We start from the raw sequence: 26,670 nt of genomic DNA, 5'->3' as shown, positions 1-26,670 counted from the left end.
TTAATCTAAATTGGATCTTTTTCCTTGTCAATGTCTCCGTTATGCTGTCAACAAGCTTCTGCGGTATCTTGATAACTGTTGTTTTCTCAAATATCGCAAGCATTAAATAAAAGTGGGGGAAACATGGATGAGAAGAGAGGAATTCAGCATCACTGAAGAACAGGAAATCGATGAGTTTTTATCCGGTATGAGCTTTGGCTTTCTCGGCACTGTGGGAGAAAACGGACATCCCCGGGTTACACCGCTGAATTACGTATACCATCAAGGAATCTTCTATTTCCATGGCAGCCGGATCGGCGAAAAGATGAAGCATTTAAAAGCGAGCCCTTATGTAAGCTTCAGCGTGGCCGACGAATATGCGGTCATTCCATCGTATTTTACTGATCCGAGCCTGGCCTGCCCAGCCACCTCCTACTTCAAGAGTGTAACGGCTAGCGGAAGGGCAGAAATCGTGCAGGATCTTGAGGAAAAGGCTGCGGCCTTTTCGCTGCTGATGAAGAAGCTGCAGCCGGAAGGCGGCTATGATCCCATTGAAGCATCCCATCCGGCATATGCCTCGAGACTGCGCAATGTGGCTGTGGTTAAGATTGCAGCAGACCACATCAGCGCCAAGTTCAAATTCGGACAAAATCTGAATACAGATAAACGGGAGCAAGTACTGTGCGGGCTTGAATCCCGGGGCGCACAGCGTGACCTTGAAACCGCTGAGCATATCCGCAGCAGCATTCCAGTCAGCCGTAAAAAGAAAACCGGCAAGGAACCTCAGGCAGCTGATGACGATTATTAAGCCTCCCTTTTGCTCAGTGACAAAAAGCTCCTTTTTTCAGTGACGGTTCCTGATACAGGTGATATAATGTTAGGCAGTTCAAACGGAAAACCTTACATGGGGATTTTGTATAAAGTCCTGACATTACAACCGACTTGGAAGGATGGAAGAAATGTTAAATTCATTGGCTGAACAACTGAACGAAGGCGTTAAGTCCAGCAACCCGCATGTCTATGACATGCTGTCCACACTGGGCAAAGAGATCTATTTTCCAAAGGAAGGCATTTTGAGCCAGTCTGCTGAAGCCTCCGGACATGCCAAGAAGTACAATGCCACGATCGGCATTGCAACCGAAGGCGGTATCCCGATGCATCTGGACGTGATCCAAAGTAAGCTATCTGCTTTCCAGCCGAAGGATTTGTATCCGTATGCTCCTCCTGCAGGTAAGCCAGAGCTCCGGACAGCATGGCTCACCAAAATGAAAGAAGAGAACCCTTCCCTGCGTGAAAAATCACTGAGTAGTCCAATTGTGACCAATGCGCTGACACATGGACTGAGTGTGGTTGCCGACCTCTTCGTCAATGAAGGGGACGCTGTCATTTATCCTGATAAAAACTGGGAGAACTACGAGCTGACCTTCGGTATCCGCCGTCACGCCGAGATCGTTAACTACCCACTTTTTACCGATGAAATGACGTTCAACAGCCAAGGTTTGCGTGATGCACTGCTCGCACAAAAGGACAAGGGAAAAGCGGTAGTGATCCTCAACTTCCCGAATAACCCTACAGGCTATACACCGGGTCTTAAGGAAGGCAATGAGATTGTCGCTGCTGTCAAGGAAGCCGCCGAAGCTGGCATTAACGTGGTTGTGGTAACCGACGACGCCTATTTCGGATTATTTTTTGAAGACTCCTTGAAGGAATCTCTGTTCGGCAAGCTGGCAGATCTCCATCCGCGCGTACTCGCTGTCAAAGTCGATGGCGCGACCAAGGAAGAATTCGTCTGGGGCTTCCGCGTCGGGTTCATCACCTATGCCTCTGACAGCAAGGAAGTGCTGCATGCACTTGAGCAAAAGACGCTCGGCATCATCCGTGCAACCATTTCAAGCGGAGCCCATCCTTCTCAAACCTTCGTGCTTGAAGCGCTCAAGTCACCGGAGTTCCATGCGCAGAAGGAAGAAAAATTCCAGATCATGAAAGGCCGTGCCAATAAGGTTAAAACACTGCTGGACAGCGGCAAATACAAGGATGTATGGGAATACTATCCGTTCAACTCGGGATACTTCATGTGCCTGAAGCTGAAGGATGTTTCCGCTGAGGAGCTTCGTACGCATATCCTTCATCAATATGGCGTCGGAACCATCGCTCTTGGCGAGCATGATCTCCGCGTCGCCTTCTCCTGCATTGAGGAAGAATATCTTGAAGAACTCTTTGACCTGGTGTACAAGGGAATTCATGATTTGCAGAATAAATAAGCATACATTTTAAAAATCTGTTTTTTTGATGAGGAACGGGTAGTTGCCCAAGCACAGTCTTCCCCCTAGACATAAGATACGATGTAACTAAAACAATCCATTGCAAAGGGGAATGAACATGAGCGAAGAAGTAAGAGGCGGATACGGATACGGTTGCGGACACGGAATGTTTGGTAACACTGGAGCAATTCTGGTACTCTTCATCCTCCTGGTAATCATCACTCGTTCTTTCTGGGTATAATTATTCCACTTAATCAACAAGAATCAGCTGACAATCAAAAAAAGCAGAAGGCCGGGAGCAATCCCGGTCTTCTGCTTTTTTCATGTTTACATATCTAATATGGGCCTTGCCCGCTATTCATCGTCATCATCCGATGTTTTTTTCCGCCCAGCAAAGAAACGGAACAATAAGCATAAAATGACTCCGATAGCCAGCGTGAGGAATACGGGACCCAAACGATCAGAACCCGCTCCAAGGAGAGGAAGCCACGTCAGTACCGCAAACAGCAGCTGGATTTGGAAAGCGAGCCCGACTGCGTTCGTACGGCGGCTGCCCGGAGGGATCGGATACACGTGAAGCCAGAAGGATTCGCTGTGATATCGCAGAAGTGATGATATTTGGACTCCTGCCAGGAATACGAAGAACAAGTAAATGCCACTGCCCATCATGCCGCTCCGGGTCCACCAGACAAGAAGCGCTCCAAGAATTCCTGCCCGCAGCACGATGCCCAGAATGTCGCTTCGCACAAAGCTTTTCATCAGAAGATACCTGTACGCAGCCTCAGGCTTCCATGGAATGCGGTTTCCCGCCCACGACAGCCATTTTCTCGCATAAATGCGCTGCTGTCTGCCCGGTACATTGACAAACCAGCCCAGCATCATCAGAACGCGGCCACTTTGTGTCTTTTCCTGGGCGATCAATCTGTCCCATGCTACCAAATGCTTGGCTGGGATACGAAGTGCCACAATATATGTAGCAGCAAGAAGCACGATGAAGATCAGACTTCTGCCCTCCGGCTGCCAAAGCCAGGCTGCAACAGCAAGCGCAAGTATTACGTAACGAAGAAGCCGATAAGCCATCGTAGCACGCCGTGACACCATTCGAAGCTCTTTCCAACAGCCATAGCTGGCAAGAACCTTAAGCGCGATCAGGATAATCAGAAAAGGCCAAAATGACTTCGGATCCTCATCACTCCGGACGTAGAGCGGCCAGGATATCAAAAATACAAGAGCTAACCCCAGCAGCTTGTATACCACACCACTAATCCAGCTCGCATTAAAATAGTTGTTCATTTTGGATTCTTGCGGAAGCAGAAATACGGTATCTGCGGGTTGAAGATAGGTTCTGAAGCCGCTATTCACCGTCAGGGGTACGAACAGAATCAGCATAATCCAGCGGATCGGAAGACCAGCGGGAATATGCTGGACCAGGGAAGTATACCATGCCGAAAATGCAATGAGCAGGAATAAAAGCAGTACCGCGACCCCGCTCTGGATGACATAACCGAGATATGGCAGTACTTCTTTTCCCCAGAAACGGCCGCGGCGCTCAGATCTTAATTGGCTTAAATCCATCGTCAATCCCTGCCTTGCACGAGGGTATAGAACATGTCTTCCAGTCCTGCCCCGTTAGTACCCGCCTGCGCGGCGATATCCTGCAGAGTTCCCTGCGCAATGACGCTTCCCTGATGCAGTACGATAAACCGGTCGCAGTAATTTTCAATCGTCGAAAGAATATGTGAGCTCAGCAAAATCGAGGAGCCCCCTTCCTTCAACTCAACCATGAAATCCAGCAGGGAGCGTATTCCCAGCGGATCCAGCCCGAGAAAGGGCTCATCAATAATATAAAGCGAAGGGCGGGCCACAAATGCGCACATAATCATGACCTTCTGCCGCATCCCTTTGGACAAGTGAGTCGATAGACTGTCCATTTTGTCCTGCATCCGGAAGATCCGTGCCAATCTATCTGCCCGCTCTTCATAATCCCCGCGCCCGACTCCGTAAGCTCTTGCAGTAAACTCCAGATGCTCGCGCACGGTCATTTCTTCATATAAAAGCGGAGATTCCGGTACAAAGGCCAGTGACCCATGATAGGTTTCCGAATCTTCTTCCCTCTTCTTTCCCTGAACCCGGATATCCCCTTTCTGGGGATTCATCAGTCCAAGAATATGCTTCATGGTTGTACTTTTCCCTGCACCGTTCAGGCCAATGAGTCCAACCATTTCTCCGGGCTTCACCTGAAACGAAATATCATGCAGTACAGGCCGGTTCAAGCTGTAACCGCCGCTTAAACCCTGTATATCCAGCACAGTATTGCCGCTCATTGCATCACCTCCATGAAATGCCAATCCACTTTTTTGTTTAAGGGTTCTTTTTGTCCTTCAGCCATTTGGGAGCACCTTTGTTCTTCCGATCCCGCTCCCGCTCGCTGCGGCTTTGCCGCTCAGACGGCTTCCCTCCGCGGAAGGGCTCGCTCTGTTTTTTGGCCGGAACGGGTGCCTTACGGTTTTCCGCCTTGTCCGGGCGGCTTTTCACCGAACCCTGGTCAACGACTCCCGACGAGATTTTTGCTTTGGCAGTCGTATCCTTGTCTTCAGATTTCCGCCGTACGGCTTGCCCCTGACTGGAAGAGACTTCTCTTGGCTCCAGCACCTTGCCACCAAAAAGTTTGCGTTCCTCCAGTGAAATGCCAAGCTCTTTAGCAAACTTGTTCATGATAAAAATTTGCCGGTTCGTCACCAGCGAGACCACCAGGCCGCTGCGTCCCATCCGTCCGGTACGTCCTGCACGGTGTACATAATGCTCGGAATCCAGCGCAGGATCATAGTTGATGACCATTTCGAGTCCTTCAATATCGAGGCCCCGGGCAGCCACATCACTGGCAACCATCACCTTGAACTTGCCGCTGCGGAAACCGGTTAACACACGGCTTCTTACCATCTTATCGGCATCCGCATACAACGCCTCGGCCGGGAGCCCCATAAAATTGAGCTTTGCCTGAACTTCACCAATAGTTTCCGTCTGATTGACAAAAACCATGACCTTCTTCGGATTGAAGTGACGGATGACGCGGCGCAGATTTTCCATCTTATCCCGCTCTTCTCCGGCAAAATAAATATGTTCGAGTCCCTTCGCAGTGGACTGGTCCGGATCGATGCCGATTTCCACCGGATTTTCCATTTCCCGTTTCACAAGTCCAGCCGTTTCCGGACTGACGGTGGCCGAAAGAAACACCAGCTGCCGGTCCCGGAGCGCGCTGCGGAGAATCCGGTCCACATCACCCGCTCCACCCAATTGGAACACCTGATCAACTTCATCCACGACAATCGCGTTGATATGATGCATTTTCAGCTTACGGACCTCAATAAGCTCCCGCAATCTTCCGGGCGTTCCCACGATAAGCTGTGGATGCTGCTTCAGCTTCTCCACTTGACGTTTAAGTGCGGCTCCCCCAATCAGTCCAAGTACCTGGATACCTCTGATCTGACCATATTTCTCGCTTTCTCTAACGATCTGCATGGCAAGTTCCTGGGTTGGTGCAATCACAAGCTTTTGAGCCGATTTTAATTCAACATCTATGCTTTGCAGTATGGGCAGCAGATAGGCAAGCGTCTTGCCTGTCCCTGTCTGCGAACGGGCCAACACGTCTGCTCCTTTTAGTATTGCAGGAACAGCCTCCGCTTGTACCGGAGTTGGCTCCGTAATTCCGTATTCCGACAGGCCGTCGACCAGAGATTGATCGATACCCAGCGCTGTAAATGAAGTTTCGTTCATTAAATTCCATCCTTTATATAAGTCATTACTATTTATTATATGATAAAAGAGCCGCGGTACCAAAAGTTAATTCCGTGACCCTTTCCGAGTGCTTCCCAAGAAAAGAAAAAAACCGGCTCATTTGGAGCCGGTCTGTCACTTTTTATTCATCATCCGGTAAGTAAGCTTATCCGAAAGGCGTGGAAACAGCTGATATAACCGCATAGCGGCGGCGGCTTTTAATGGAAGATTCAACTCTTCCTTGCCCGTCTTCATCAACTGTACAATTTTGCTCGCTACATGCTCCGGCTTCATCATCAGCCATTTTACATTGCTCACATAACCACCCGAGGGATCTGCGATATCAAAAAAAGGCGTATCAATCGGTCCCGGATTGACGGTTGACAAGGTGATTCCCGTCTCCCTCAGCTCCTGCCGCAGGGCATTACTAAAACCAAGCACTGCATGCTTGGTTGCTGTGTAGGCAGAGGATTTCGCCGTACCGATCTTGCCCGCCATGGAAGCGATATTCACGATATGACCGCTTTGGCGTTCAAGCATATGGGGGAGCACGGCCTTCGTACAGCGCACGGTTCCCATATAATTCACTTCCATCATCCGCTCGTATTCCTCAGTGGGCATGTCCACTGCATTCTCGAATTTACCATAACCCGCGTTGTTCAGCAGGATATCAATTCTACCGTAGTCCTGGACGATCTCTTCAAACGTTTGCTTCACCTGATCATCACGGGTCACATCCATGACTTTGATCCCGTGTTTCCCGGTTATTCCGTTTGAGGCTTCAACCAGCTTCTGATGTGAGCGTGCAACTAAAATCGGAACAGCTCCCTCGCTGCTGAGCATCTGAGCCGTCAACAGGCCGATCCCGCTTGATGCTCCTGTAATAACAACCACTTTATTCTCCAACATGATTTCAGTTCCTCCCAAGAGACATGCAGTACGAAATGTACTCCACGCGTTGATACCCTTATTCTATGATATTAGACGTATAATATCGAGGAATCGCATCCTAATATCACTAGAAAAACATTCGCCAGGCACGAATCTTTTTTCCATGAGAGTACTCCGAAAAGATTTTTGTTATGAAATCATGACTTGAATATCCAGTTCTCCGATACCATCCATTAAGAGAGGGATACTGAGCGCCTTTTGCGGAAGAAACGAAGTGACCTGCTCGCTTTTCACCACTCTAGGTGGCGTAATGTCGACACTCACTCCCTGATTGGATAAAATGGTGCTTGCGTTGCCGCTGATCATGTTGCCGAGCTCAGAAATGGCACTTTGCCCCATCTCATCCATCTCGGTCAGCACGTATCCTCCCATCATGGCAGACACCATCCGCAATGCCACATGCTCATGAATACCGAACATAATATTTCCGCTCAGTTGTCCGGTCATTCCGATATGTATCCATATATGGTCCTGGATTAACTCCACAGTCTTGATTCCCAGGCTTCCTGTTGAAGGCGATACCTGGATAACCTGCTCGATCACAAGCCGCGCAGATTCCAGAAAAGGATTGATAACTTCCGCTTTCATTTCTGTTAAACACCCCTTCCACAGTAGATTGCAGGACACGCTCCAAAAGTCCCATTTCTCTTTGAAACAATTATACGTTAAACCCCTAAATAAATCACCAAAAATTCACACTTGATTTTAGAACCAGGGCATAAATACCCTTATTATCGATTCTTTTTTCCTATTTAGGAAAAAAGAATATGAAAGCCTGATATGTATATCGGTCCTTTAGATATAAATTTGAATACCATGGCGAATTTTGTAGAATCTATTTTTAAAATATTTTGTACCTTTTTGAATCATAATCAAGCATCCTGCTTCCATTGCCGTGACTTTCTGAATCCCATATAATTAAAGGATATACATATGGTCGAAACTCAGCTGTAGGGTATCAAATAAGGTCTAAGGAGGAACTGCATGAACATCAGTCAACTGGAGACACTGATTACCATCTCAAAGACAATGAGTTTCCGCAAAGCCGGTGAACTGCTTAATTTGACCCAGCCTGCCGTATCCGCCCAAATCAAGAGCCTGGAGGATGAGTTCAAAACCGTTTTGGTCGACAGGAATCAACCGGTTACGCTAACAGACCGGGGGGAAGTATTCCTTGAGCATGCCGAGCGGATTTTGGCCGTTGTCGAAGAGCTTAAGCAGCGTTTGTCTGATCTGGAGCATATTCCTCAAGGACATATCGCGCTTGGAACAACAACTTCCATTGCCATTCAAATATTGCCTAGGGTGCTCTCATATTTTCAAAACCAGTTCCCTCTCATTAAAACCTCTATCCAGTCCATGGCTTCCTCACAGATTTATACCAGCGTGGAAAACGGCCAAATAGATGTTGGAATCGGTTACCTGATTGAGCGTAATCCCAATCTGATGACATCCGTTCTTTATTATGACACGTTCGAGCTCATTGTCTCGCCGCGTCATCCCCTAGCAAGCAAATCGGCGGTTTCCATGGAAGTACTTCAGGATACGCCCCTGATATTGCTTTCACATGATACGGTTGGCAGGCGCTTTACGGATGAAATACTTAAAACACACGGCATTACGCCCAACGTTGTCATGGAGCTGTCCAGCAGCGAGGAAATCAAGCGAATGGTTGAAATTGATCTTGGCGCTGCTATTATGTCCAAGCAATCGGTTGCAAGTGAGCTCCGCCATGGCACACTGAAAATTATTCAATTGAGGGAGCTTGAGGTCAGTCATCCCGTCGGGGTGATCTACAAATCCGGAAAATATCTCAATTCTGCCATGCAGCAATTTTTAGATGATGTCAGAGGAATGCCTGAAACCCAGTTTATCAGCTCCGAATAATGAACGCCCGTAACTATGACATTGGAGAGGAGTCGCATATATGAAATTTGACCTTCATACGCATCATTTCCGCTGCGGACACGCGGATGGTAATATCCGTGATTATATTGAAGCCGGCATTTCAGCCGGACTGCAGGCGATTGGAATTTCAGATCACACCCCTTACTTCGGAGAAAAAGAGGAGCAAGCCTTTCCCCGCATTGCCATGGGCAAATCCGAGCTTGTCAATTATGTCTCGGAGGTGCTCCGCTTAAAAGAGGAATACGAAGGGAAAATCGATGTGCTCCTCGGCATTGAATCCGACTATTTTCCGGGGCATGCGGAAACCTACCGTGAGATACTGTCAGCTTATCCGTTTGACTACATCATCGGCTCGGTCCATAGTGTTGGAGGCATCAGTATCTTCAACAAGAACCGCTGGAAAGGACTGAGCGGGAAGCAGCATATCGAGGTGAAAGAGGATTATTACCGCCTCATTCAGGATTCGGCGCGAAGCGGCATGTTTCAAATTCTGGGACATATCGATGCCATGAAGGGAAACTACCCTGATTTTGCCGATATTCCGGCGGAGCATATCTTGGATGAAACGCTGCAGGTTATTGCTCAGCAGGGTGTAGCAATCGAAATCAATACCTCAGGCAAAACAAAGCTGAGCGGCGGCTGGTACCCTTCGGATGCCATTCTCGAGAGGGCTTGTCATTTTGGCGTGGATGTTACCTTTGGCTCCGATGCGCATAAGCCGGCACGTGTGGCGGATGAGCTTGCCCAGGTAGCTGACCGGCTGAAATCTATCGGTTTTACAGAATGGGTGTATTATAAAAATAAACAGAAGATCAATGTACCGCTGTAAGACGTAACATAGACAAAAAAAATGGACCCGTCACGTGCGGGTCCGAAACATCATTTATATTTTCAAAAAGGGGGTCATGCAATAAGTGTACCCGCTCTCTGTTAGAGAAGCATAACAGTAATATTTCAATTGTGTTACAAAGCTTACCTTCCCGTTACAAGCCCCTCTGAACTTCTTGCTGAACCGGTTCTTTCACCCTTCTAGTACGGCCGGAGCGATTCACAATGATAATCCCGGTAACCACCAACACCAGCGACAGGCCAATCCAGGCAGACACCTTCTCATCAAGCAGGATCGACGACAGCAGTACTCCGAAGACGGGGATCAGGAACAAGTATAGCGACACCTTACCCACAGCGTTATATTTCATGACCGTGTTCCACAAAGCAAATCCCGCTGCGGACAGCAGGGATAAATATCCGAGCAGCAGCCATCCCTTGGCATCAAAATGAAAAGGCGTAAAGCCGCTCCGTACTGCACCCACCAGGAGAAGCCCCAAACCGCCGGCGAACATTTGCTTGCCGGTCAGAGCAATAACGGATTCATGAGCGCTTTCCTGACGGAAAAGTACATTGCCGAACCCGCCAAATACAGCCGATGCCAGCAGAAGCACCGCACCGAAACCAAAATGGAACTGAACCCCCTGCTGCGCGAAACCCATGACCAGGATGCCGAGGAATCCAAGCATCAGACCAAACCACTTGGCAGGATTCAGCCCCTCCGTCTTGTCCATCAGCCTTGCCGACAAAATCTGGAACAGAGAGGTCGAGCCGACTAGAATCGAGCCCTCGATCCCCGAACTGAAGCTCAGCCCCGCATACAGCACGAGATACTGCATAAAGGTCTGAATGAATCCCAGACGCACGATACGAGTCAGCGAGAGCGGCTGTCTGCCACTGCGACGGGTCTGTCCCATCAGCGTAGCTAAAACCATCAGAATGAGGCCTGCAAGCGCAAAACGGTAGCCCGCAAACACCCATTCCCCGAATACGTTCTTGGAATCAATTTGAAAATGCCGATAGCTGATCTTAATAACAGGCAGCGCGCTTCCCCAGAGCAGCGTTGCTCCTGCGGAACTGATTAAAATGCCTGCCGGATGTCTAAACCATGTTTCTGCCTTCACCTTGCTGTCCTAATCTCCCTTCAATCCTTACAAACATGCTCAGCACCTGCAATGCGGGCCTGATATTGTTGATCCGTAAGACTGTAAATTTTCATTTCGAGCGGTGCTGCGAAAAACATTCTCTTCTGATTCAGCGTGCGTTCCAGCACCATTCCATTCTTTTGCATGACATGTTCCGAGGCTGAGTTAACGGCATGGCATCTGCCTTCAATACGCTCCAGATGAAGCTCGTTAAATGCATATCTTAGCAGGATGCCCAAGGCTTCGGTAGCCAGTCCCCGATGCCAGAACCTGTGGTCCACCATGTAGCCGATCATGGCTTCGCGGCGCTCCAGCCGCAAGTTTTGCAGGGAAACCACGCCTACGGGACTTTCCGTCTCCGGCAGCCAAATGCCATAATGCATGGAATCCGGTCGTCTTGTATTCAGCAGTTCGGCTGCAACGCGTCTTGATCTTGAGAAGCTGAAGAACGTCCCCTGCGTGACATATTTCATCACAAGCGGGTCGGAGAGAATAGCTATGACGCTCGGGGCATCCTTTTTCTCAATCTGCTTAAGCGACAAACGCTCCCCCTCAAGCATCGGCAAAAATTGAAATTTTTCCGCTAACATCCCCATCCCTCTCCTTCTTTTTCCTAAGTAAACAATGCCCAGGGTGTTATACCCATTTAAGAGTTGATTGCTTTCAGCGTAAATATGGTGAGCTCCGGTTTGCATAGGAAACGTACAGGAAGATGTGTTTCTCCAATGCCGCGGTTTACATATAGTGGCATGGAACGGTCTCCAACCGCATATTTTCCCATTATATAACGTCTCGATCCCGGCGGCGTAAGCAGCGCTCCCAGAAACGGAAGCCGTACCTGACCTCCATGGCTGTGTCCAGAAATCTGCAGATCAAATGGATACAAGACGGCGGTGTCGGCATAATCCGGCTCATGCATCATCAGCAGGGTAAACAAGCCCTCGGGGACACCCCTTAACCCTTGCTCCGGATCGGGCTGACCCATAAGCTGATCATCGAGACCAACCACGGCAATGCTCTCCCCTTGGTGGTTCACCAGGGCATGCTCGTTTCTCAGCACCTTAAAGCCTGCCGTATGAAGCATATCGTTGACACGATCCGGATGAACCAGATAATCATGATTGCCAAGAATCGCATATTTCCCCAAATCTGCCTTCATAGAAGAAAGCACCGGAATATAGTCCGGCATGGCATCCGTACCGGAGTCCACGGCGTCACCGGTAAAGCAGATCATATCCGGCGATTCGGCCTCCACTGCCTCTGCCAGCTGTACAATATCGCTTTCGCGTGAGTGAAAGCCCAGATGAAGATCACTAAACTGAGCTATAACGAGGCCGTCAAATACGGCGGGAAGCCTGGAAAAGCGGAGGGTCAGACGTGTTACTTCAAGCTGTCTCGGCTCCCACAACCAGGCGTACCCCCCGGTCAGCATGCCGGCACCAAAAATGGCCGCTCGGCCGCGCTTTAAAAACGCCCTTCGCGTCATCATGCCGGACTTCGGGCTGTTTTTCATTTACTGGAAACTCCCTGTATAATAGAAATTGAAATCGAATGAACGGAAAAGGATGAAGCTATATGTATAACGATACCATGGCAAACCTTATTCAGAAACAAAAACATTTTTACAGAAGCGGCGCTACCCGCCCTTACGAATTTCGCCTGCGTCAGCTGAAGAAGCTGAGAGATGTGCTGGTAGCTTACGAGAAGCAGGTCATCGAGGCTTTAAAGAAGGATTTGAATAAAAGCGAATTTGAAGCTTATTCTACGGAAATCGGTATTGTCTATGAAGAATTATCCTTCACGATCAAGCATTTACGCAGTTGGATGGCACCCAGGAAGGCAAAGACAGCGCTTACGCATTTTGGAAGCAAAGGGCGGATTATACCTGAGCCTTATGGTACAACACTCATTATAGCCCCCTGGAATTATCCTTTCCAGTTGGCGGTGTCCCCCTTGATTGGCGCCCTCGCTGCCGGCAATACCGTGGTCATGAAGCCGTCGGAGCTGACACCCACCATGTCTGCCTTGCTGTCGGAGATGCTGGGCAGCGTCTATGAAGAGGAATACATCGCTGTGGTGGAAGGCGGTCCTGAGGTCAGTCAGGAGCTGCTGGCCCAGCCTGTCGACTATATCTTCTTCACAGGCAGCGTAAATGTCGGCAAAATTGTCATGCAGGCAGCCGCCAAGCAGCTGATCCCGCTGACTTTGGAGCTTGGTGGCAAAAGCCCCTGCATCGTACACGCCGATGCCCCGCTGAAGCTTACAGCCCAGCGCATCGTTTTCGGAAAATTCACCAATGCCGGGCAGACCTGCATCGCCCCCGACTACTTGCTTGTGCACCGAAGCGTGAAGACCGAGCTGATTGCATACATTCAGGAATCCATTAAGGAGTTCTATGGTCCTGATCCTTTATCGAATCCATCTTATGGACGTATTGTATCTGAAAAGCATTTTCAAAGACTTGCTTCGTTTCTGCAAAACGGAACAGTCGCCAGCGGCGGCAAAACCGCACCGGACCATCTGACCATTGAGCCTACAATGCTGGATCAGGTAACATGGGATATGCCCGTGATGCAGGAAGAGATCTTTGGTCCTATTCTGCCAATTATTGAATATGACCGCATCCAGGAGGCCATTGACATGATCAATGATCGTCCGAAGCCGCTTGCTCTCTATCTGTTTACACGGGAGCCCGAGATCGAGGAAGCAGTTGTCGGCAGCGTTTCCTACGGCGGCGGCTGCATTAACGATACGCTTATGCATATCGCCACCCCTTACCTGCCTTTTGGCGGTGTCGGCGAGAGCGGCATGGGCGCTTATCATGGGCAGGGCAGCTTCGACACTTTCACACATTACAAAAGCGTCCTGAAGCAAACCAACATGTTTGATTTTACATTCCGCTATCCATCGTCCAAGAACGGTTTGAAATATTTGCGCAAGCTTCTAAAGCCTTAAGATAAGGCCCCACTCAGCATTTTACCTACATCTCTTCCGGCAGCTTGTCATCGGGACCTGGACTGAAGATCCTGCGGAACACGCTCAGCATGGACAGGGCGTAAGCCACCGTAATAAAGCTGAAGGCAATTTCCATAATGACCGCCAGCCTCGACGTACTGTCTACGGGAGAGATATCACCATAACCGACCGTGACGAAAGTCGCCACACTGAAGTACAAAAAGGATATGAGCTGACTGAGCAGATCATTGCCGATATTCTCGCCATCAAATGTGTGGTGTCCAAACAGCTTGTAAATAGACGTATAAATAATCGTGAAAAAGAAGACACAGGTCAGAGCAGCCGTACTGATGCGGATCAGCAGTGTCTTCATGTAAACCTTCTTTTTATTCAGCGCAGATTCAGCGATCCGGTTAAATATATACAGAACATAAAAGATAACGGAGACCAGACAGAACAGAAGGATGAGCACCCTCATTCCCCCATTCCCGGGCACGATTGTCATCAGATCAATCAACCCGAACAGATCCTCCAGAGATACCAGCACGTAGATAATGATGGGCGCCAGCAGCACCGCTTTGCTCGTCCATTTTTTCTCCAGGCTGTAGAAAATATACATCAGCACAATCAAACCCGCCACATTGAGAATCCACATCCACCATGACATGACTAAGCACGCTCCCGCATATTACAGGAATCGCTGGTCATAGACCTGTCCGATCCGTAATCTTTTATATTTTTTTGTGATAGAATTCCTTAATTTTGATTACCCCTCTGCACAGTTTTAAACGCAGCCTGAAACAAATTACATTTACAAAGCAGCAGCCTATATCATTATAAAGGGTCATAAGAATAGGTTGGGCTAGAAAATATCAACAAAAAAGAGCCCCCGCTCTGCAGCTTGGCGCTGCGTTGCAGGAGGCTCTTTCATTGACAGGCTTCAGTTTAGACGCTAAGCCATTTTTTGAACAGATGCTTGGTGGACTGCTTGTTGATTTCCGCAATGGAAGTCGTCAGCGGAATCCCCTTTGGACAAGAACGTACGCAGTTCTGCGAGTTGCCGCAGCCCTCAATACCACCGTCATCCATCAGAGTATCCAGACGCTCGTCGGCATTCATTTCACCCGTTGGATGAGCATTGAACAGACGAACCTGGGAAATCGCTGCAGGACCGATAAAGTCGGTTTTGTCATTCACGTTCGGGCAAGCTTCCAAACAAACGCCGCATGTCATGCACTTGGAAAGCTCATAGGCCCATTGGCGTTTTTTCTCCGGCATACGCGGTCCAGGACCGAGATCATACGTGCCGTCGATAGGAATCCATGCTTTGACGCGCTTCAGGGCGTTAAACATCCGGCTGCGGTCAATCACAAGGTCACGGACAACCGGGAAAGTTCTCATCGGCTGTACGCGGATTGGCTGTTCCAGCTTGTCGATCAGCGCTGCGCAGGCCTGACGGGGTTTACCGTTGATGACCATGGAGCAGGCACCGCAGACCTCCTCAAGACAGTTCGATTCCCAGCACACCGGTGCTACTTTTTCGCCCTTGTTGTTCTGCGGGTTACGCTGGATTTCCATCAAGGCACTGATTACGTTCATACCCGGGCGATAAGGAAGCTCGAACTCCTCAACATATGATGCAGCGTCCGGGCTGTCCTGACGGGTAATAATAAACTTCACTTTTTTGGTAGAAGCAGTTTGTTCCGCCATGTCAAATCCCCCTTCTTACTTTTCTTTGGAATAGTCGCGGATCCGCGGCGGGATCAACGAAACGTCTACCGGCTCATAGGAAATTTCCGGGCCATCCGGCGTCCAAGTCGCTTTGGTGGTTTTCAGGAATTCTTCATCGTTACGATCCGGGAACTCCGGCTTATAATGCGCGCCGCGGCTCTCGTTGCGCAGCAGCGCTCCAAGCGTCATGGCTTCGGCAAGCTCAAGCATGTTCCACAGCTGGCGCGTAAAGGACGCACCCGGATTGTTCCAGCGTGATTTATCGTTAATGTTGATATTCTTGTAGCGCTGCTTCATGTCTTTGATTTTGCCGATCGTTTGCTCCAGCTTGTCGTTATAACGAACCACCGTCATGTTAGCGTTCATCATTTCGCCCAGCTCTTTATGCAGGCCGTACGCATTCTCATTACCATCCATTTTGAGGATGTTCTCGTATTTGTCATCCTGCTGCTTTTTATATCTTTCGAAAACGCTCGACGGTACGTCAGCAGCGGATTTCTTAAGTCCTCTGGTATATTCGACCGCTTTCGGTCCGGCTACCATACCGCCATAAATGGCGGATACAAGTGAGTTTGCCCCCAGACGGTTTGCACCGTGGTATTGATAATCACATTCGCCGGCTGCAAACAGACCAGGAATATTAGTCATTTGGTTGTAATCAACCCACATGCCGCCCATGGAGTAATGCACGGCCGGGAAAATTTTCATCGGGATTTTACGCGGATCATCGCCTACGAATTTTTCGTAGATTTCGATGATGCCGCCAAGCTTAACATCCAGTTCCTTCGGATCTTTATGCGACAGATCGAGATAAACCATGTTCTCGCCGTTTACACCAAGTCCTTGGTTCACGCACACGTCATGGATTTCGCGAGTCGCGATATCCCGCGGAACGAGGTTGCCGTAAGCCGGATATTTCTCTTCAAGGAAATACCAAGGCTTGCCGTCTTTGTACGTCCAGATCCGTCCGCCTTCACCACGTGCGGATTCGGACATGAGGCGCAGCTTATCATCCCCTGGAATAGCCGTCGGATGAATCTGGATGAATTCGCCGTTCGCGTAATGAACGCCCTGTTGGTATACAGCACTTGCTGCCGTACCGGTATTGATGACCGAGTTGGTCGTTCTGCCGAATACGATGCCAGGGCCTCCGCTTGCAAGAATAACTGCATCCGCAGCAAACGTATGAACTTCCATCGTACGCAGATCCTGTGCACAAATGCCGCGGCATACGCCATCGTCATCAATAACAGCGGACAGGAATTCCCAATGCTCATGCTTCGTAACAAGTCCTTCCGCTTCATGGCGGCGTACCTGCTCATCCAGCGCATACAGCAGCTGTTGGCCTGTCGTTGCACCCGCATACGCCGTACGGTGATGCTTGGTGCCACCAAACCGACGGAAGTCAAGCAGACCTTCCGGGGTCCGGTTGAACATAACGCCCATGCGGTCCATCAGGTGAATAATGCCTGGTGCCGCTTCACACATTGCTTTTACCGGAGGCTGGTTGGCAAGGAAGTCACCGCCATACACGGTATCGTCAAAGTGGATCCACGGGGAGTCGCCTTCACCTTTGGTGTTAACGGCTCCGTTAATTCCACCCTGCGCACATACGGAATGCGATCTTTTTACAGGGACCAAAGAAAACAAGTGAACATGGACGCCTGCTTCTGCTGATTTGATGGTAGCCATCAGACCAGCCAGACCGCCGCCCACGATAATGATATTATTTGTTGCCATTCACGCTCACTCTCCTTAACTAAGAACTAACTTCACTGTATCAAGCAATGCGGTTGCTTCCTGGAATTCCGCTCTGCGGAATGCGACCATGGACAGCACGAACATCAGAGCCACCAACACAAACATCGTCATGCAGATGTAAGAAGATACACGCTGCGCGCGCGGTCCCACCGTGATGCCCCAGCTTACCAAGAAGGACCAGAGACCATTGGCAAAGTGGAACGATGCAGATATGACGCCGATCAGGTACAAGGTGAACAGTCCCGGCTGAATCATGATGTTGTGCATGGTGCCTGCAAGTTCTTCATGCGTCACATGACCAAGCGCTATCTGAACACGAGTTTCATACACATGCCAAATCACGTATACAAACGTAATGACACCTGTGATCCGCTGAAACGTATAGCGCCAGTTGCGCGAATACTGGAAGCGGCCGTTATTCGGCTTCGCCTGATAGGCAATATACAAACCGAACACGCCATGGTAAATCAGCGGGATGTAGATCAACACCCACTCAAGTACATAAAGCAGTGGAAGGTCATTAAGCAGCTTTACGCCGGCATTAAACCGTGCGAGACCTCCCTCGAATGCGCCAAAATTCGTCAGCGCATGTTCAATGAAAAACAAGCCGAGCGGAATGACTCCAAGAAGCGAATGCAGCTTTCTGGAATAATAACCATTCATAGATTGACGTGCCCCTTTCTCACATTACAACGTTTTCATATTTCATTTTTCGACATTTCACGGTCATCCACATCTAAAGTGTGAACAACTTGTGGCATATTTCATGTTACTCTTTTTTTTCTTATAATGGAATTGCAATATAATTATTAATCGTTATAATTTAGATGCATAAGCGACAATACGGTTGCACAATTGCAGTGATCTATTTAATAACCACATAGAGAAGGTGAACCCGATGTTCGAGGATTTGGACGTATTCGCCACGATTGTTGAACAATCCAGCCTGAATAAGGCATCCAAGCTGCTAAATCTGTCCCAACCTGCCCTTTCCCGCAAAATCTCCAAACTGGAGGATGAGCTGGGTGTCAGCCTGTTTAACCGGCGCGGCAAAAGACTTGAGCTCACCGCTTTCGGACAGACTGCCTATAACTTCGCACTTGAACAGCGGCAGCAGAACCTTAAATTCATGCAGATGATTGCCAAGTATAAAGGTGACGACCAGATTTCCGTTACGCTGGGAGCAAGTCTGACAACGCTGCAGACGACACTGCCGCCGCTCGTAACCGCCTTCATGGAAAAGCATCCTACAGCAGAGCTGAAGCTTATCACGGGCAAAACGCATGAAATCGTATCCGCTGTCCGCGATAAAAAGCTAGACGCCGGGATTGTGGCCTCTTCCATTGAGGAGCCCGGGCTGCGCTGCACCGCTTTGTTTGACGATCATCTGGAGCTGGTGCTTCCCGAAAACCATCCACTCACCGAGCAGGGGGATGTGAGCATGGACATGCTGCACAGTCTCCCCATGATTATATTCTCAACGGGAACCTGGTATCGTAAACTTACCGATGAACTTTTTCATCGTGCAGGCGTGGTTCCAGATATCCGAATGGAGATGGATTCGTTTGAGGCCATTGTGCGGCTGCTCCCGGCGTGCAAGGCGGCAGCCCTTCTGCCAAAATCTTATCTGCGCAGTCAACTGATGGATGATAATGGTCTTGTTACGATTCATATCCCGGCTTTAAAAGAAACCCGGCGCACCACCTCGCTGATCTACTCGGAAAACGGAGGACTCAGTGCTGGGGCCAAACGTTGGATAGAGGAAACCAAATCTATATTTGGCCAATATGTTCAGCAGGGTACTCATATTCCATCATTTTAGAAAAAGAGCTGCCCTTCAATGTAGTTTGTTCTACAGCGAGGAGCAGCTTATTGCTCATATATAAGGAGAGTACGATTCAAACCATCACAATCAATAAATTGAAGAATTATCAGACGCCTCGCGTTTTATCTCCAGATTTAATCTCAAGTCCAAGCTTCCGGGCAACGAAACCGGTAGTGCTGGCCTGCAGCAGAATGGTTAGCATAATGGCCATGAACGTGACTGCAGATATCATGCCTGCATGTGCTACACCCATCCCCACAATCATGCCGGAGAGCGCCGCGGGAATCACACCGGTTTCACGTACCCACATCATGAAAAGAAGCTCACGCCAGGACCACTTCACCTTACGATCCGGAAGCGCACACAGCAGCACGGTCAGCGGGCGGGCAATAAACATCAGAATCAGCACCGCTGCCAGACTCGGCCAGAAATAGTCACCCAACGCGCGGAAATCAACCTGGCTGCCCAGCAGGATAAAGATCAGCATTCGCATCATGACGCTGGTGTTATCCGCAAAGGTTCCCGTTTCCTCCAGCTTATCATCCATGGAAAGGCCCATTGTATCGGCATTGCCCCAGATCAGTCCGGCTACGAAGGTTGCCATAAATCCGCTCACGTGAAGCATATCTCCTATTAAATAGGAAGAAAGTGCAACAACGATCATAGCAATGGTCGTGTAATCCTTAAGCACGCCTAGACGGAAATGCGCCACCAAATAGGTTAATATAATCGCTACCACGGCGCCGACTACAATACCGCCTACAGCCGTTTTCACAAAATCCCAGGCCATGTTACCGATCTGCAGCGATTTCCCGCCGGTAACTGCTGCAAGCAAAGCGAAGGTAAGGATTGAGCCGGTAGCATCATTGAATGCCGACTCACTCTCTACGGTCTCTCTTACCCGCTCCTTAATCTTGACCTGCTTAAAGACCGGAATAATCGAAGCTGGATCCGTTGATGCAATAACGGCAGCCGCAAGCAAAGAGAATATCCAATCGAGTCCAAATAAAAAATGAACTGCTGTACCCACGACGGCTGTCGTGATAATCACTCCGGGGACACTGAGCAGAGAAAGCGTAATCCATACCTTTTTCAGTCCGCTGAGCCGCAAATTCCTACCGCCGTCGAAGAGAATCAGTGCCGAGCCTACCGTCAATATCAGCTGGTTGATCAGGGAGCTGCTCGCCGCATTAATCAGATGCAGTCCTCTTCCGAGCACCATACCTGCGATAATAAATACAGCAACATCCGGCAGCTTCAGCCAGGAGGCCAGCCTTCCGGCCAGCATCCCCACCGTAATGATGAAGAGCAGAAGAATTAATATATGATGAATGATTTCTGTAGTTGAAGATTCCACAATTGGCCACTTCCCGCTCTAGTTTACATTTACGGCTTCGCTCTCGAAGCGGTCTATATTGCTATTTGCACCGATAATGACCATGATATCTCCTGCATGTAGCTGATCCATCGCTGTGGGAGCGACAATAATTTTCCCGTCGCGGTGCAATGCAACAATGCTGCAGCCGAATTTGGCACGCGTATTGACCTCGCTCAGCGTTTTGCCGTTCAGCGTTTCAGGCACCGTCATTTCCACGATACTGTACTCTTTGGATAACTCGATGTAATCCAGCAGGTTCGGTGTGACGAGCTGATGGGCCACGCGAATTCCCATATCTCTTTCCGGAAAAATCACCCGGTCAACGCCAAGCTTCGCTAAGGCGCGCCCATGAAGGATCGATATCGCTTTGGCAACGACTGTGCGAACACCCAAGTCCTTCAGCAAAATCGCGGCGAGAATGCTCATTTGAATATCATCGCCAATGGCTACAACCCCGCAGTCAAAATTCCGGATGCCCAGTGATTTCAATACTTCCTCATCCGTGGCATCGGCTACGACCGCATGCGTCAGGTACTCGCTCATATTGCTGACTACTTCTTCATTCTTGTCAATTCCAAGCACCTCATACCCCAGATCGATAAGCTCCAATGCAAGACTCGAGCCAAAACGCCCCAGACCGATGACGACAAACTGCTGTGTTTTCATTTCTCTACTGATACTCCTTATATAATCAAATTTCTATTTTCTCTAACACATCTAACCGATAATAATTTTCCCTTCGGGATGACGATATAACTCTTTGCCCTTTTTAGGACCCAGTGCATACGCGAGTGTAAGTGGTCCCAGTCGTCCGGCAAACATCGTGAGACAGATCAGGATCTTGCCAACCAGCGTTAAGTGGGGAGTGAGCCCCAAGGATAGTCCAACCGTGCCGAACGCCGAGGTCGTTTCATACAGAATGGTCAAAAAGTTACTGTCCTCCGTCGTAGAGAGCACCATGGACACCCCTACCACCAGGAATAGAGCCAGGAAGGTAATCGTCAATGCTTTGAAAATACGCTCCTGTGCCAAGCGGTAACGGAACAGCACGATATCATCACGGCCACGGATCATCGCAATGACCGCTCCAACCAGAATGGTGAAGGTCGTGGTCTTGATCCCCCCTCCGGTAGATCCCGGCGAAGCACCGATAAACATCAATATAACCATGAAGAATTGGGAAGCTTGACGCATACTCGCCAAATCCAGTGTGTTTGCGCCTGCTGTACGCGGGGTGACCGACTGGAAGAAAGATGCGAGAATTTTGCCGCCCCAGTTCAGAGATCCAAGCGTTCTGGGATTCGTGAATTCGAAAACAAAAATTACCACTGCTCCGGCCAATATCAATGCTCCTGTCATCGACAGCACGACTTTTGTATGCAGTGAGAGCTTGCGTTTATTGTGATACTCTACCAGGTCAGACAAAACGATGAAGCCGATCCCCCCTGATACAATCAAGAACATCACAACAATATTCACGAGTGGATCATATACATAACCCGTGAGGCTGTTAAAGTGTCCAAACAGATCAAAACCCGCATTGTTGAACATCGATACACCGTGAAAAATCCCGAAGTATATTGCCCTGCCAAGCGGCATATCAAATGACCAGCGGATGGCAAACAAAATCGCTCCGCAGCCTTCAATGGCGAGTGAAAAAATCAGAACCTTACGAATCAGGCGCACGATGCCTTCCATTGTATTCTGGTTCATCGCTTCCTGCAGTATTAAGCGGTCACGCAGTGAAATCTTGCGCTTCAGCGCCAGGGAGAATAACGTTGCCATCGTCATGATGCCGAGTCCGCCCACCTGAATGAGCAGCATGATCACAACTTGTCCGAAGGTGCTGAAGAAAGTACCTGTATCTTTGACAACCAATCCCGTAACACATGTTGCCGATGTCGCAGTGAATAAAGCGTCAATAAAACGAAGCGGCTTGCCCGTTGTATTCGAAATCGGCAAGGTGAGAAGTATGGCCCCGATCAGAATAATACCAGCGAACCCCAGAACCAGAATTTGCGGGGGCGCCAATCGAAACCATTTGAATTTAGCTGTCAACATAGTCACCTCTTTAAAAAAGTCAAAAGAAAAAAAGCATCGGAAATCCAATGCCTTTCGGTTTGGGCTCCTGCTGCATAACGCCTACGAGGTTAGCTGACGGATTCGGGCATGCACAGGTTGCCCTATTCGCTGCATTACAACGAAATTCACCCCTAAATAATGGTTCCCCCGTTTTCGAACGGAAATTCGGCGTATATATTATTCAATTGCATCAAAATTATAATCCTTATTGTTTTACATCACAAAGCCATTATTTGAATGAAAACCCCGAAATACAGCCAGATTACATCACAATTCTCATATAAGTCTGCCATTTTCTCGGGTTTACAAAACTTTTCCTTGATTTTCATCGTTTTTTCATGCTTCAAACGGGAGAAAACTGGCTTTAAGTGGACATCGTATGCTATGTTTACGTTTATACTATGTATATAACCACAATATAACCATGTTAAAGGGGGCATTTCATGAATCCCGTCGGACAACCACTTCAGCTCAAAGTCAATTATAAACGGCTGGGAGTGTTCGCGGTCATCGGTCTTGTTCTATTTGTCCTGTTCCAAGTCCTGCCTTCCACAGCATCAGATACGCTCGAGCAGCAGGACACCAAGGTCATCAGCAAGGAGCAGGCGCAAAGCGCCGCCGTGGCATTCGCGCAAAATACGCTTCACCTTCAGATCGACATGAGTAAGGAAGCGCTCGTTACCTATCAGTCCAGTTCCGAGTTATTCGGATATTTATCCAAGGAGAAGCTTCTGGATAAATACAATAAAACATACGAAAAGAACTATCCTTATGATGTCTTCCGCGTCCGTTTGACCGAGCAGGGAGACAATGGCTATACCAGTGTCGACATACATATGAATTCAGGCAAAGTCATTGCGTTTTCCGTGACACCGCAATATTCGAAATATGCGGTTGCGATGGCGGAGACCAATAAGAAAATGCGTGATAGTAAACTGAGGATTGTTGAAGGCAATATGACTCTTCAGGATAAAGAGCAGCTTGCAGAGCCTTGGCTTCAGAAGCTGGGATATGATACCGGAAAACTGGAGGTTTCCACTGGCGGCAGCGATGCAGGACTCCTCTATACGGATCCAAGCAAGTCGATCGGGAGCTCGAATCTCCAGTTGAAGTTTGCTTTTGAAGACGGAGCAATTCATTCCTTCCAGCCGGCTTTCTCCATCCCTGAAACGCATACAGCCTATGTGGAAAAGGAAACGTCAAAGGCGAAGTGGCTCACCATGCTGGGATACGGGCTCCTCACGTTCGTACTTGGCGTGCTTGCCATTGTTTACAGTGCTTTGTCCCGGCATCATACCTCTTTCAAGAGGGGGATATTCCTGAGTGCCTTTTATTTTGCAGTTGCCACATTCAGCAGCTACAACATGCTGCCGGCGTTTGAAGCAGAAGGGCTTTCCGGTTTTGCACTTACCGTCGGCATGATTGTTCAAACGGTCTTCAACCTCGTCATGTCCGCTCTTCTGTACTTCTCCCTGGTCGGAGGAGACGGGCTTTGGCGCAAAGCAGGCATCAATGCCTGGGCCCGGGTTAAAGAGCCTGGTTACGGGCCTTATGTGCTTCACAGCATGTTTACCGGTTATCTCTGGGCGTTCATACTGATGGGCGTGCAATCCGTTATCTACATTGTGCTCGACAAAACGATTCATAGCTGGTCGACTACGGATGCCAGCCAGTCGCCGTACAATATGCTCTACCCTTGGCTTCTGCCGATTATGGCCTGGATGGCCGGCATTTCCGAAGAAGCTGTTTACCGTTTGTTTGGTATTCCGATGCTGAAGAAGCTCGTCCGGAATACTTTTGTCGCCTGCCTGATTCCAACCCTGATCTGGGCGCTTGGACATACGCTGTATCCGATCTATCCTGTCATCACGCGGCCGATCGAGCTTACGGTCATTGGCCTTCTGTTCAGCTTCATCTTCCTGAAGCATGGCTATATCGCGGTCATGTTCAGCCATGTTGTCTTCGACAGTGTCTTGATGAGCTTCAGCCTGTTCGCTCTAGGCGACATTCCGGATATCCTGGCGGGTATTGTTACCATCATCATGCCAGCGATTGTCGCTTACATTGTGTATCTGTTTAATCGCAAAAAGAAAAAGGAGCCATATATTATGACTCCTCATCCTGAAGGGCTGCAATAATCTGCTTCGCAAGCTTATCTCCAATAGATAGAGGCCGGAAATCATCGATGCTGGCCTCTTTTATTTTTTTCAAAGATCCAAAATGCTTCAGGAGCAGCTTGCGCCGCTTCTCACCGATGCCCGGAATGGAATCCAGCTTCGAAACAACCATCGACTTGCCCCGCTGCTCGCGGTGAAACGTGATGGCAAAGCGGTGGACCTCATCCTGAATCCGCTGCAAAAGATAAAACTCCTGGCTATCCCGCGGCAGGTTTACCGGCTCGGCAGGATCCCCCACCATCAACTGTGCCGTTCTATGCTTTACATCCTTTACCAGACCGCATACCGGTATAAACAGGCCGAGCTCATTTTCAAGCACATCGACGGCTGCTGAGATTTGGCCTTTACCTCCATCCACCACAATCAAATCCGGCATTTCCAAATTCTCTTTAAGTACACGTTCGTAGCGGCGGCGGATGACCTCCCGCATGGTTCCGTAATCATCCGGTCCCTGAACGGACCTTACTTTATATTTGCGATACTCTTTCTTATCCGGCTTCCCGTCAATAAAGACGACCATAGCCGAGACAGGATTCGTCCCTTGGATGTTGGAATTATCGAATGCTTCAATCCGGTGCAGATGCTCAATACCAATCGATTGTCCCAGATTGGATGCCGCTTTGAAGGTTCTTTCCTCGTCCCTCTCAATGAGCCTGAACTTCTCATCGAGAGATACCTTCGCGTTTTCGATGGCCATGCCTACCATTTGCCGCTTCATACCACGCTGGGGCACCAATACTTTAATGCCAAGCCATTCCTGAAGAGAAGCTGCTGCTCCCGCAGCATCCAAAATATCTGCACCCTCCGCATCCAATTTAGACTCTGATGTAGATTCGGCCTCTTTGGCTGTTTCCGGAAGCAGAATCTCCTGCGGAAGAGCAGGATTATCGCTGTAATACTGAGTCACAAACGTCATGAAGTCACTATAAGCCTCGCCATAGAATGGGAAGGCGGAAGCATGCCGCTGTACCATTTTCCCCTGCCGCATGTACAAAATTTGTACGCACATCCAGCCTTTGTCCACGGCAAATCCGAGCACATCGCGATCTCTGGCGTCCGCGGTCGTAATCTTCTGCTTTTCCATGATCGCATCAATATTCATGATCTGGTCACGAAGCTCCTTGGCCCGTTCGAAATAAAGCTCCTCCGCAGCTTCCTCCATCTTGCGCTGAAGTTCCTTCTTAATTTCCTCATGGCCGCCACTCAAGAAGGATGTAATTTCATGAGTAATCCGGTCATACTCCGATTGCTGCACTTCCTTTTCACAGGGAGCAAGGCATTGTCCCATATGGAAGTAAAGACAAACCTCTTTGGGCATCACTCCACATTTGCGAAGAGGATACATGCGGTCGAGCAGCTTTTTGGTTTGCTGTGCCGCGTAAGCATTCGGATAGGGACCAAAGTATTTCGCCTTGTCTTTCAGCACGCGTCTGGTTACCTCAAGCCGTGGATGCGTCTCGTTTGTGATTTTAATGTATGGGAATGTCTTGTCGTCTTTGAGCAGCACATTGTATCTTGGCTGATGCGTCTTGATCAGGTTGCATTCCAGAATAAGGGCCTCAATATTGCTGCCCGTAACGATATATTCAAAATCACGGATATCCGCCACGAGCCGTTGCGTTTTTCCGTCATGACTGCCTGTAAAATAAGAACGGACACGGTTTTTGAGAACTTTAGCCTTGCCGACATAAATGATTTTCCCATCCGTATTCTTCATCAAATAACATCCGGGCAGATCCGGGAGCAGTGCAAGCTTGTTGCGTATATTTTCCATCGCTTTATCTTGTTCATTAATTGTTTTATCGCTAAATTCGTCTTTCATGCATTCTCCCCCTCCCGTATTTTTATTATATGGGGAATTCGCTAAAATCCAAAGTGCATTTTTATAAGGATGGAAGATTGAAATAGGACCGCA

Annotated in this window: 24 protein-coding genes and 1 riboswitch; of the genes, 8 read left to right on the top strand and 16 right to left on the bottom strand. The window is 49.0% G+C overall.

The features are described 5' to 3' along the window. Nucleotides 1–127 precede the first annotated feature (127 nt). The 3 genes from KJS65_RS25000 to KJS65_RS29980 all read left to right on the top strand — a co-directional run bounded on the left by KJS65_RS25000 (nucleotide 128) and on the right by KJS65_RS29980 (nucleotide 2,481). Entirely contained in the window at nucleotides 128–787 is a 660-nt protein-coding gene (locus KJS65_RS25000; RefSeq protein WP_213652533.1) for a pyridoxamine 5'-phosphate oxidase family protein, read from the top strand. Nucleotides 788–938: 151 nt separating this feature from the next. Continuing rightward, nucleotides 939–2,240 (top strand): aminotransferase class I/II-fold pyridoxal phosphate-dependent enzyme, encoded by a 1,302-nt coding sequence (locus tag KJS65_RS24995; RefSeq protein WP_213652532.1) that lies wholly within the window; start codon nucleotides 939–941, stop codon nucleotides 2,238–2,240. 118 nt (nucleotides 2,241–2,358) lie between these two features. Continuing rightward, complete coding sequence (locus tag KJS65_RS29980) at nucleotides 2,359–2,481, top strand: YjcZ family sporulation protein (RefSeq protein WP_211147087.1); 123 nt, start codon at nucleotides 2,359–2,361, stop codon at nucleotides 2,479–2,481. Between the two features lie 113 nt (nucleotides 2,482–2,594). On the opposite strand, the gene KJS65_RS24990 is transcribed toward KJS65_RS29980, so the two are convergent. From KJS65_RS24990 to KJS65_RS24970, 5 genes are all read right to left on the bottom strand, one after another. After that, on the bottom strand, nucleotides 2,595–3,815 hold the full coding sequence (locus KJS65_RS24990) for an ABC transporter permease (RefSeq protein ID WP_213652531.1): 1,221 nt from the start codon (nucleotides 3,813–3,815) through the stop codon (nucleotides 2,595–2,597). Between the two features lie 2 nt (nucleotides 3,816–3,817). Further along, complete coding sequence (locus KJS65_RS24985; protein ID WP_213652530.1) at nucleotides 3,818–4,564, bottom strand: ABC transporter ATP-binding protein; 747 nt, start codon at nucleotides 4,562–4,564, stop codon at nucleotides 3,818–3,820. A 37-nt stretch (nucleotides 4,565–4,601) separates the two neighbouring features. Next, entirely contained in the window at nucleotides 4,602–6,014 is a 1,413-nt protein-coding gene (locus KJS65_RS24980) for a DEAD/DEAH box helicase (protein WP_213652529.1), read from the bottom strand. Between the two features lie 135 nt (nucleotides 6,015–6,149). Further along, entirely contained in the window at nucleotides 6,150–6,923 is a 774-nt protein-coding gene (locus KJS65_RS24975; protein WP_213652528.1) for an SDR family NAD(P)-dependent oxidoreductase, read from the bottom strand. Nucleotides 6,924–7,094: 171 nt separating this feature from the next. Beyond that, a complete protein-coding gene (locus KJS65_RS24970; protein WP_213652527.1) occupies nucleotides 7,095–7,553 on the bottom strand; it encodes a chemotaxis protein CheX in 459 nt (152 codons plus the stop codon). Nucleotides 7,554–7,949: 396 nt separating this feature from the next. Here KJS65_RS24970 and KJS65_RS24965 point away from each other — a divergent pair, with 396 nt between their 5' ends. Further along, nucleotides 7,950–8,852: a LysR family transcriptional regulator gene (locus KJS65_RS24965; RefSeq protein WP_213652526.1), complete on the top strand. Its 903-nt coding sequence runs from the start codon at nucleotides 7,950–7,952 to the stop codon at nucleotides 8,850–8,852. A gap of 40 nt (nucleotides 8,853–8,892) precedes the next feature. Then, complete coding sequence (locus KJS65_RS24960; RefSeq protein WP_213652525.1) at nucleotides 8,893–9,702, top strand: histidinol-phosphatase; 810 nt, start codon at nucleotides 8,893–8,895, stop codon at nucleotides 9,700–9,702. 154 nt (nucleotides 9,703–9,856) lie between these two features. Here KJS65_RS24960 and KJS65_RS24955 read toward each other — a convergent pair whose 3' ends face one another. Genes KJS65_RS24955 through KJS65_RS24945 form a run of 3 tightly spaced genes read right to left on the bottom strand, consistent with a single transcriptional unit; the run spans nucleotide 9,857 to nucleotide 12,359 of the window. Continuing rightward, nucleotides 9,857–10,825: a DMT family transporter gene (locus KJS65_RS24955; protein WP_213652524.1), complete on the bottom strand. Its 969-nt coding sequence runs from the start codon at nucleotides 10,823–10,825 to the stop codon at nucleotides 9,857–9,859. A gap of 20 nt (nucleotides 10,826–10,845) precedes the next feature. Then, on the bottom strand, nucleotides 10,846–11,436 hold the full coding sequence (locus tag KJS65_RS24950; protein WP_213652523.1) for a GNAT family N-acetyltransferase: 591 nt from the start codon (nucleotides 11,434–11,436) through the stop codon (nucleotides 10,846–10,848). Nucleotides 11,437–11,492: 56 nt separating this feature from the next. Further along, the gene (locus KJS65_RS24945) at nucleotides 11,493–12,359 is read right to left on the bottom strand and encodes a metallophosphoesterase (protein WP_213652522.1); all 867 of its coding nucleotides are present in this window, start codon (nucleotides 12,357–12,359) and stop codon (nucleotides 11,493–11,495) included. Between the two features lie 62 nt (nucleotides 12,360–12,421). Here KJS65_RS24945 and KJS65_RS24940 point away from each other — a divergent pair, with 62 nt between their 5' ends. After that, on the top strand, nucleotides 12,422–13,801 hold the full coding sequence (locus tag KJS65_RS24940; RefSeq protein ID WP_213652521.1) for an aldehyde dehydrogenase: 1,380 nt from the start codon (nucleotides 12,422–12,424) through the stop codon (nucleotides 13,799–13,801). 25 nt (nucleotides 13,802–13,826) lie between these two features. Here KJS65_RS24940 and KJS65_RS24935 read toward each other — a convergent pair whose 3' ends face one another. From KJS65_RS24935 to KJS65_RS24920, 4 genes are all read right to left on the bottom strand, one after another. Continuing rightward, nucleotides 13,827–14,468, bottom strand: a complete 642-nt coding sequence (locus KJS65_RS24935; protein WP_213652520.1) for an ion channel — start codon at nucleotides 14,466–14,468, stop codon at nucleotides 13,827–13,829. Nucleotides 14,469–14,746: 278 nt separating this feature from the next. Continuing rightward, nucleotides 14,747–15,511 carry a succinate dehydrogenase iron-sulfur subunit gene (gene sdhB, locus KJS65_RS24930; RefSeq protein ID WP_213652519.1) on the bottom strand — a complete coding sequence of 255 codons (765 nt, stop codon included), beginning with the start codon at nucleotides 15,509–15,511 and terminating at the stop codon, nucleotides 14,747–14,749. 15 nt (nucleotides 15,512–15,526) lie between these two features. Next, nucleotides 15,527–17,272: a succinate dehydrogenase flavoprotein subunit gene (sdhA, locus tag KJS65_RS24925; RefSeq protein ID WP_136608428.1), complete on the bottom strand. Its 1,746-nt coding sequence runs from the start codon at nucleotides 17,270–17,272 to the stop codon at nucleotides 15,527–15,529. Between the two features lie 15 nt (nucleotides 17,273–17,287). Beyond that, nucleotides 17,288–17,956, bottom strand: coding sequence for a succinate dehydrogenase cytochrome b558 subunit (locus tag KJS65_RS24920; RefSeq protein WP_213652518.1), 669 nt, complete (start codon nucleotides 17,954–17,956; stop codon nucleotides 17,288–17,290). Nucleotides 17,957–18,191: 235 nt separating this feature from the next. Here KJS65_RS24920 and KJS65_RS24915 point away from each other — a divergent pair, with 235 nt between their 5' ends. After that, entirely contained in the window at nucleotides 18,192–19,115 is a 924-nt protein-coding gene (locus KJS65_RS24915; protein WP_213652517.1) for a LysR family transcriptional regulator, read from the top strand. A 109-nt stretch (nucleotides 19,116–19,224) separates the two neighbouring features. On the opposite strand, the gene KJS65_RS24910 is transcribed toward KJS65_RS24915, so the two are convergent. Genes KJS65_RS24910 through KJS65_RS24900 form a run of 3 tightly spaced genes read right to left on the bottom strand, consistent with a single transcriptional unit; the run spans nucleotide 19,225 to nucleotide 22,557 of the window. Continuing rightward, the gene (locus tag KJS65_RS24910; protein ID WP_213652516.1) at nucleotides 19,225–20,475 is read right to left on the bottom strand and encodes a cation:proton antiporter; all 1,251 of its coding nucleotides are present in this window, start codon (nucleotides 20,473–20,475) and stop codon (nucleotides 19,225–19,227) included. An 18-nt stretch (nucleotides 20,476–20,493) separates the two neighbouring features. Beyond that, a complete protein-coding gene (locus KJS65_RS24905) occupies nucleotides 20,494–21,162 on the bottom strand; it encodes a potassium channel family protein (RefSeq protein ID WP_136608432.1) in 669 nt (222 codons plus the stop codon). Between the two features lie 51 nt (nucleotides 21,163–21,213). Then, a complete protein-coding gene (locus tag KJS65_RS24900) occupies nucleotides 21,214–22,557 on the bottom strand; it encodes a TrkH family potassium uptake protein (protein WP_136608433.1) in 1,344 nt (447 codons plus the stop codon). A 63-nt stretch (nucleotides 22,558–22,620) separates the two neighbouring features. Beyond that, nucleotides 22,621–22,759, bottom strand: a riboswitch (cyclic di-AMP (ydaO/yuaA leader). A gap of 262 nt (nucleotides 22,760–23,021) precedes the next feature. Here KJS65_RS24900 and KJS65_RS24895 point away from each other — a divergent pair. Beyond that, nucleotides 23,022–24,716, top strand: coding sequence for a CPBP family intramembrane glutamic endopeptidase (locus KJS65_RS24895; RefSeq protein WP_213652515.1), 1,695 nt, complete (start codon nucleotides 23,022–23,024; stop codon nucleotides 24,714–24,716). On the opposite strand, the gene uvrC is transcribed toward KJS65_RS24895, so the two are convergent. Further along, nucleotides 24,685–26,577, bottom strand: coding sequence for an excinuclease ABC subunit UvrC (gene uvrC / locus KJS65_RS24890; protein WP_280531357.1), 1,893 nt, complete (start codon nucleotides 26,575–26,577; stop codon nucleotides 24,685–24,687). The genes KJS65_RS24895 and uvrC overlap by 32 nt on opposite strands. Nucleotides 26,578–26,670: the final 93 nt, after the last annotated feature.

Source organism: Paenibacillus sp. J23TS9, assembly GCF_018403225.1.
In the GTDB taxonomy this organism is placed as follows: domain Bacteria; phylum Bacillota; class Bacilli; order Paenibacillales; family Paenibacillaceae; genus Paenibacillus_AQ.
The sequence above is the reverse complement of the archived record's forward strand: the minus strand, read 5'-3'. Positions and strand labels throughout refer to the sequence as shown.

What these genes read in the sequence shown, in the direction of transcription:
- KJS65_RS24905 (WP_136608432.1), bottom strand. Translation starts at nt 21,162, where the DNA reads ATGAAAACACAGCAGTTTGTCGTCATCGGTCTGGGGCGTTTTGGCTCG.
- KJS65_RS24985 (WP_213652530.1), bottom strand. Translation starts at nt 4,564, where the DNA reads ATGAGCGGCAATACTGTGCTGGATATACAGGGTTTAAGCGGCGGTTAC.
- KJS65_RS24980 (WP_213652529.1), bottom strand. Translation starts at nt 6,014, where the DNA reads ATGAACGAAACTTCATTTACAGCGCTGGGTATCGATCAATCTCTGGTC.
- KJS65_RS24900 (WP_136608433.1), bottom strand. Translation starts at nt 22,557, where the DNA reads ATGTTGACAGCTAAATTCAAATGGTTTCGATTGGCGCCCCCGCAAATT.
- KJS65_RS24935 (WP_213652520.1), bottom strand. Translation starts at nt 14,468, where the DNA reads ATGTCATGGTGGATGTGGATTCTCAATGTGGCGGGTTTGATTGTGCTG.
- KJS65_RS24975 (WP_213652528.1), bottom strand. Translation starts at nt 6,923, where the DNA reads ATGTTGGAGAATAAAGTGGTTGTTATTACAGGAGCATCAAGCGGGATC.
- KJS65_RS24945 (WP_213652522.1), bottom strand. Translation starts at nt 12,359, where the DNA reads ATGAAAAACAGCCCGAAGTCCGGCATGATGACGCGAAGGGCGTTTTTA.
- sdhA (WP_136608428.1), bottom strand. Translation starts at nt 17,272, where the DNA reads ATGGCAACAAATAATATCATTATCGTGGGCGGCGGTCTGGCTGGTCTG.
- uvrC (WP_280531357.1), bottom strand. Translation starts at nt 26,577, where the DNA reads ATGAAAGACGAATTTAGCGATAAAACAATTAATGAACAAGATAAAGCG.
- KJS65_RS24995 (WP_213652532.1), top strand. Translation starts at nt 939, where the DNA reads ATGTTAAATTCATTGGCTGAACAACTGAACGAAGGCGTTAAGTCCAGC.
- KJS65_RS24940 (WP_213652521.1), top strand. Translation starts at nt 12,422, where the DNA reads ATGTATAACGATACCATGGCAAACCTTATTCAGAAACAAAAACATTTT.
- KJS65_RS24915 (WP_213652517.1), top strand. Translation starts at nt 18,192, where the DNA reads ATGTTCGAGGATTTGGACGTATTCGCCACGATTGTTGAACAATCCAGC.
- KJS65_RS24920 (WP_213652518.1), bottom strand. Translation starts at nt 17,956, where the DNA reads ATGAATGGTTATTATTCCAGAAAGCTGCATTCGCTTCTTGGAGTCATT.
- KJS65_RS24950 (WP_213652523.1), bottom strand. Translation starts at nt 11,436, where the DNA reads ATGTTAGCGGAAAAATTTCAATTTTTGCCGATGCTTGAGGGGGAGCGT.
- KJS65_RS24895 (WP_213652515.1), top strand. Translation starts at nt 23,022, where the DNA reads ATGAATCCCGTCGGACAACCACTTCAGCTCAAAGTCAATTATAAACGG.
- KJS65_RS24965 (WP_213652526.1), top strand. Translation starts at nt 7,950, where the DNA reads ATGAACATCAGTCAACTGGAGACACTGATTACCATCTCAAAGACAATG.
- KJS65_RS25000 (WP_213652533.1), top strand. Translation starts at nt 128, where the DNA reads ATGAGAAGAGAGGAATTCAGCATCACTGAAGAACAGGAAATCGATGAG.
- KJS65_RS29980 (WP_211147087.1), top strand. Translation starts at nt 2,359, where the DNA reads ATGAGCGAAGAAGTAAGAGGCGGATACGGATACGGTTGCGGACACGGA.
- KJS65_RS24990 (WP_213652531.1), bottom strand. Translation starts at nt 3,815, where the DNA reads ATGGATTTAAGCCAATTAAGATCTGAGCGCCGCGGCCGTTTCTGGGGA.
- KJS65_RS24960 (WP_213652525.1), top strand. Translation starts at nt 8,893, where the DNA reads ATGAAATTTGACCTTCATACGCATCATTTCCGCTGCGGACACGCGGAT.
- sdhB (WP_213652519.1), bottom strand. Translation starts at nt 15,511, where the DNA reads ATGGCGGAACAAACTGCTTCTACCAAAAAAGTGAAGTTTATTATTACC.
- KJS65_RS24970 (WP_213652527.1), bottom strand. Translation starts at nt 7,553, where the DNA reads ATGAAAGCGGAAGTTATCAATCCTTTTCTGGAATCTGCGCGGCTTGTG.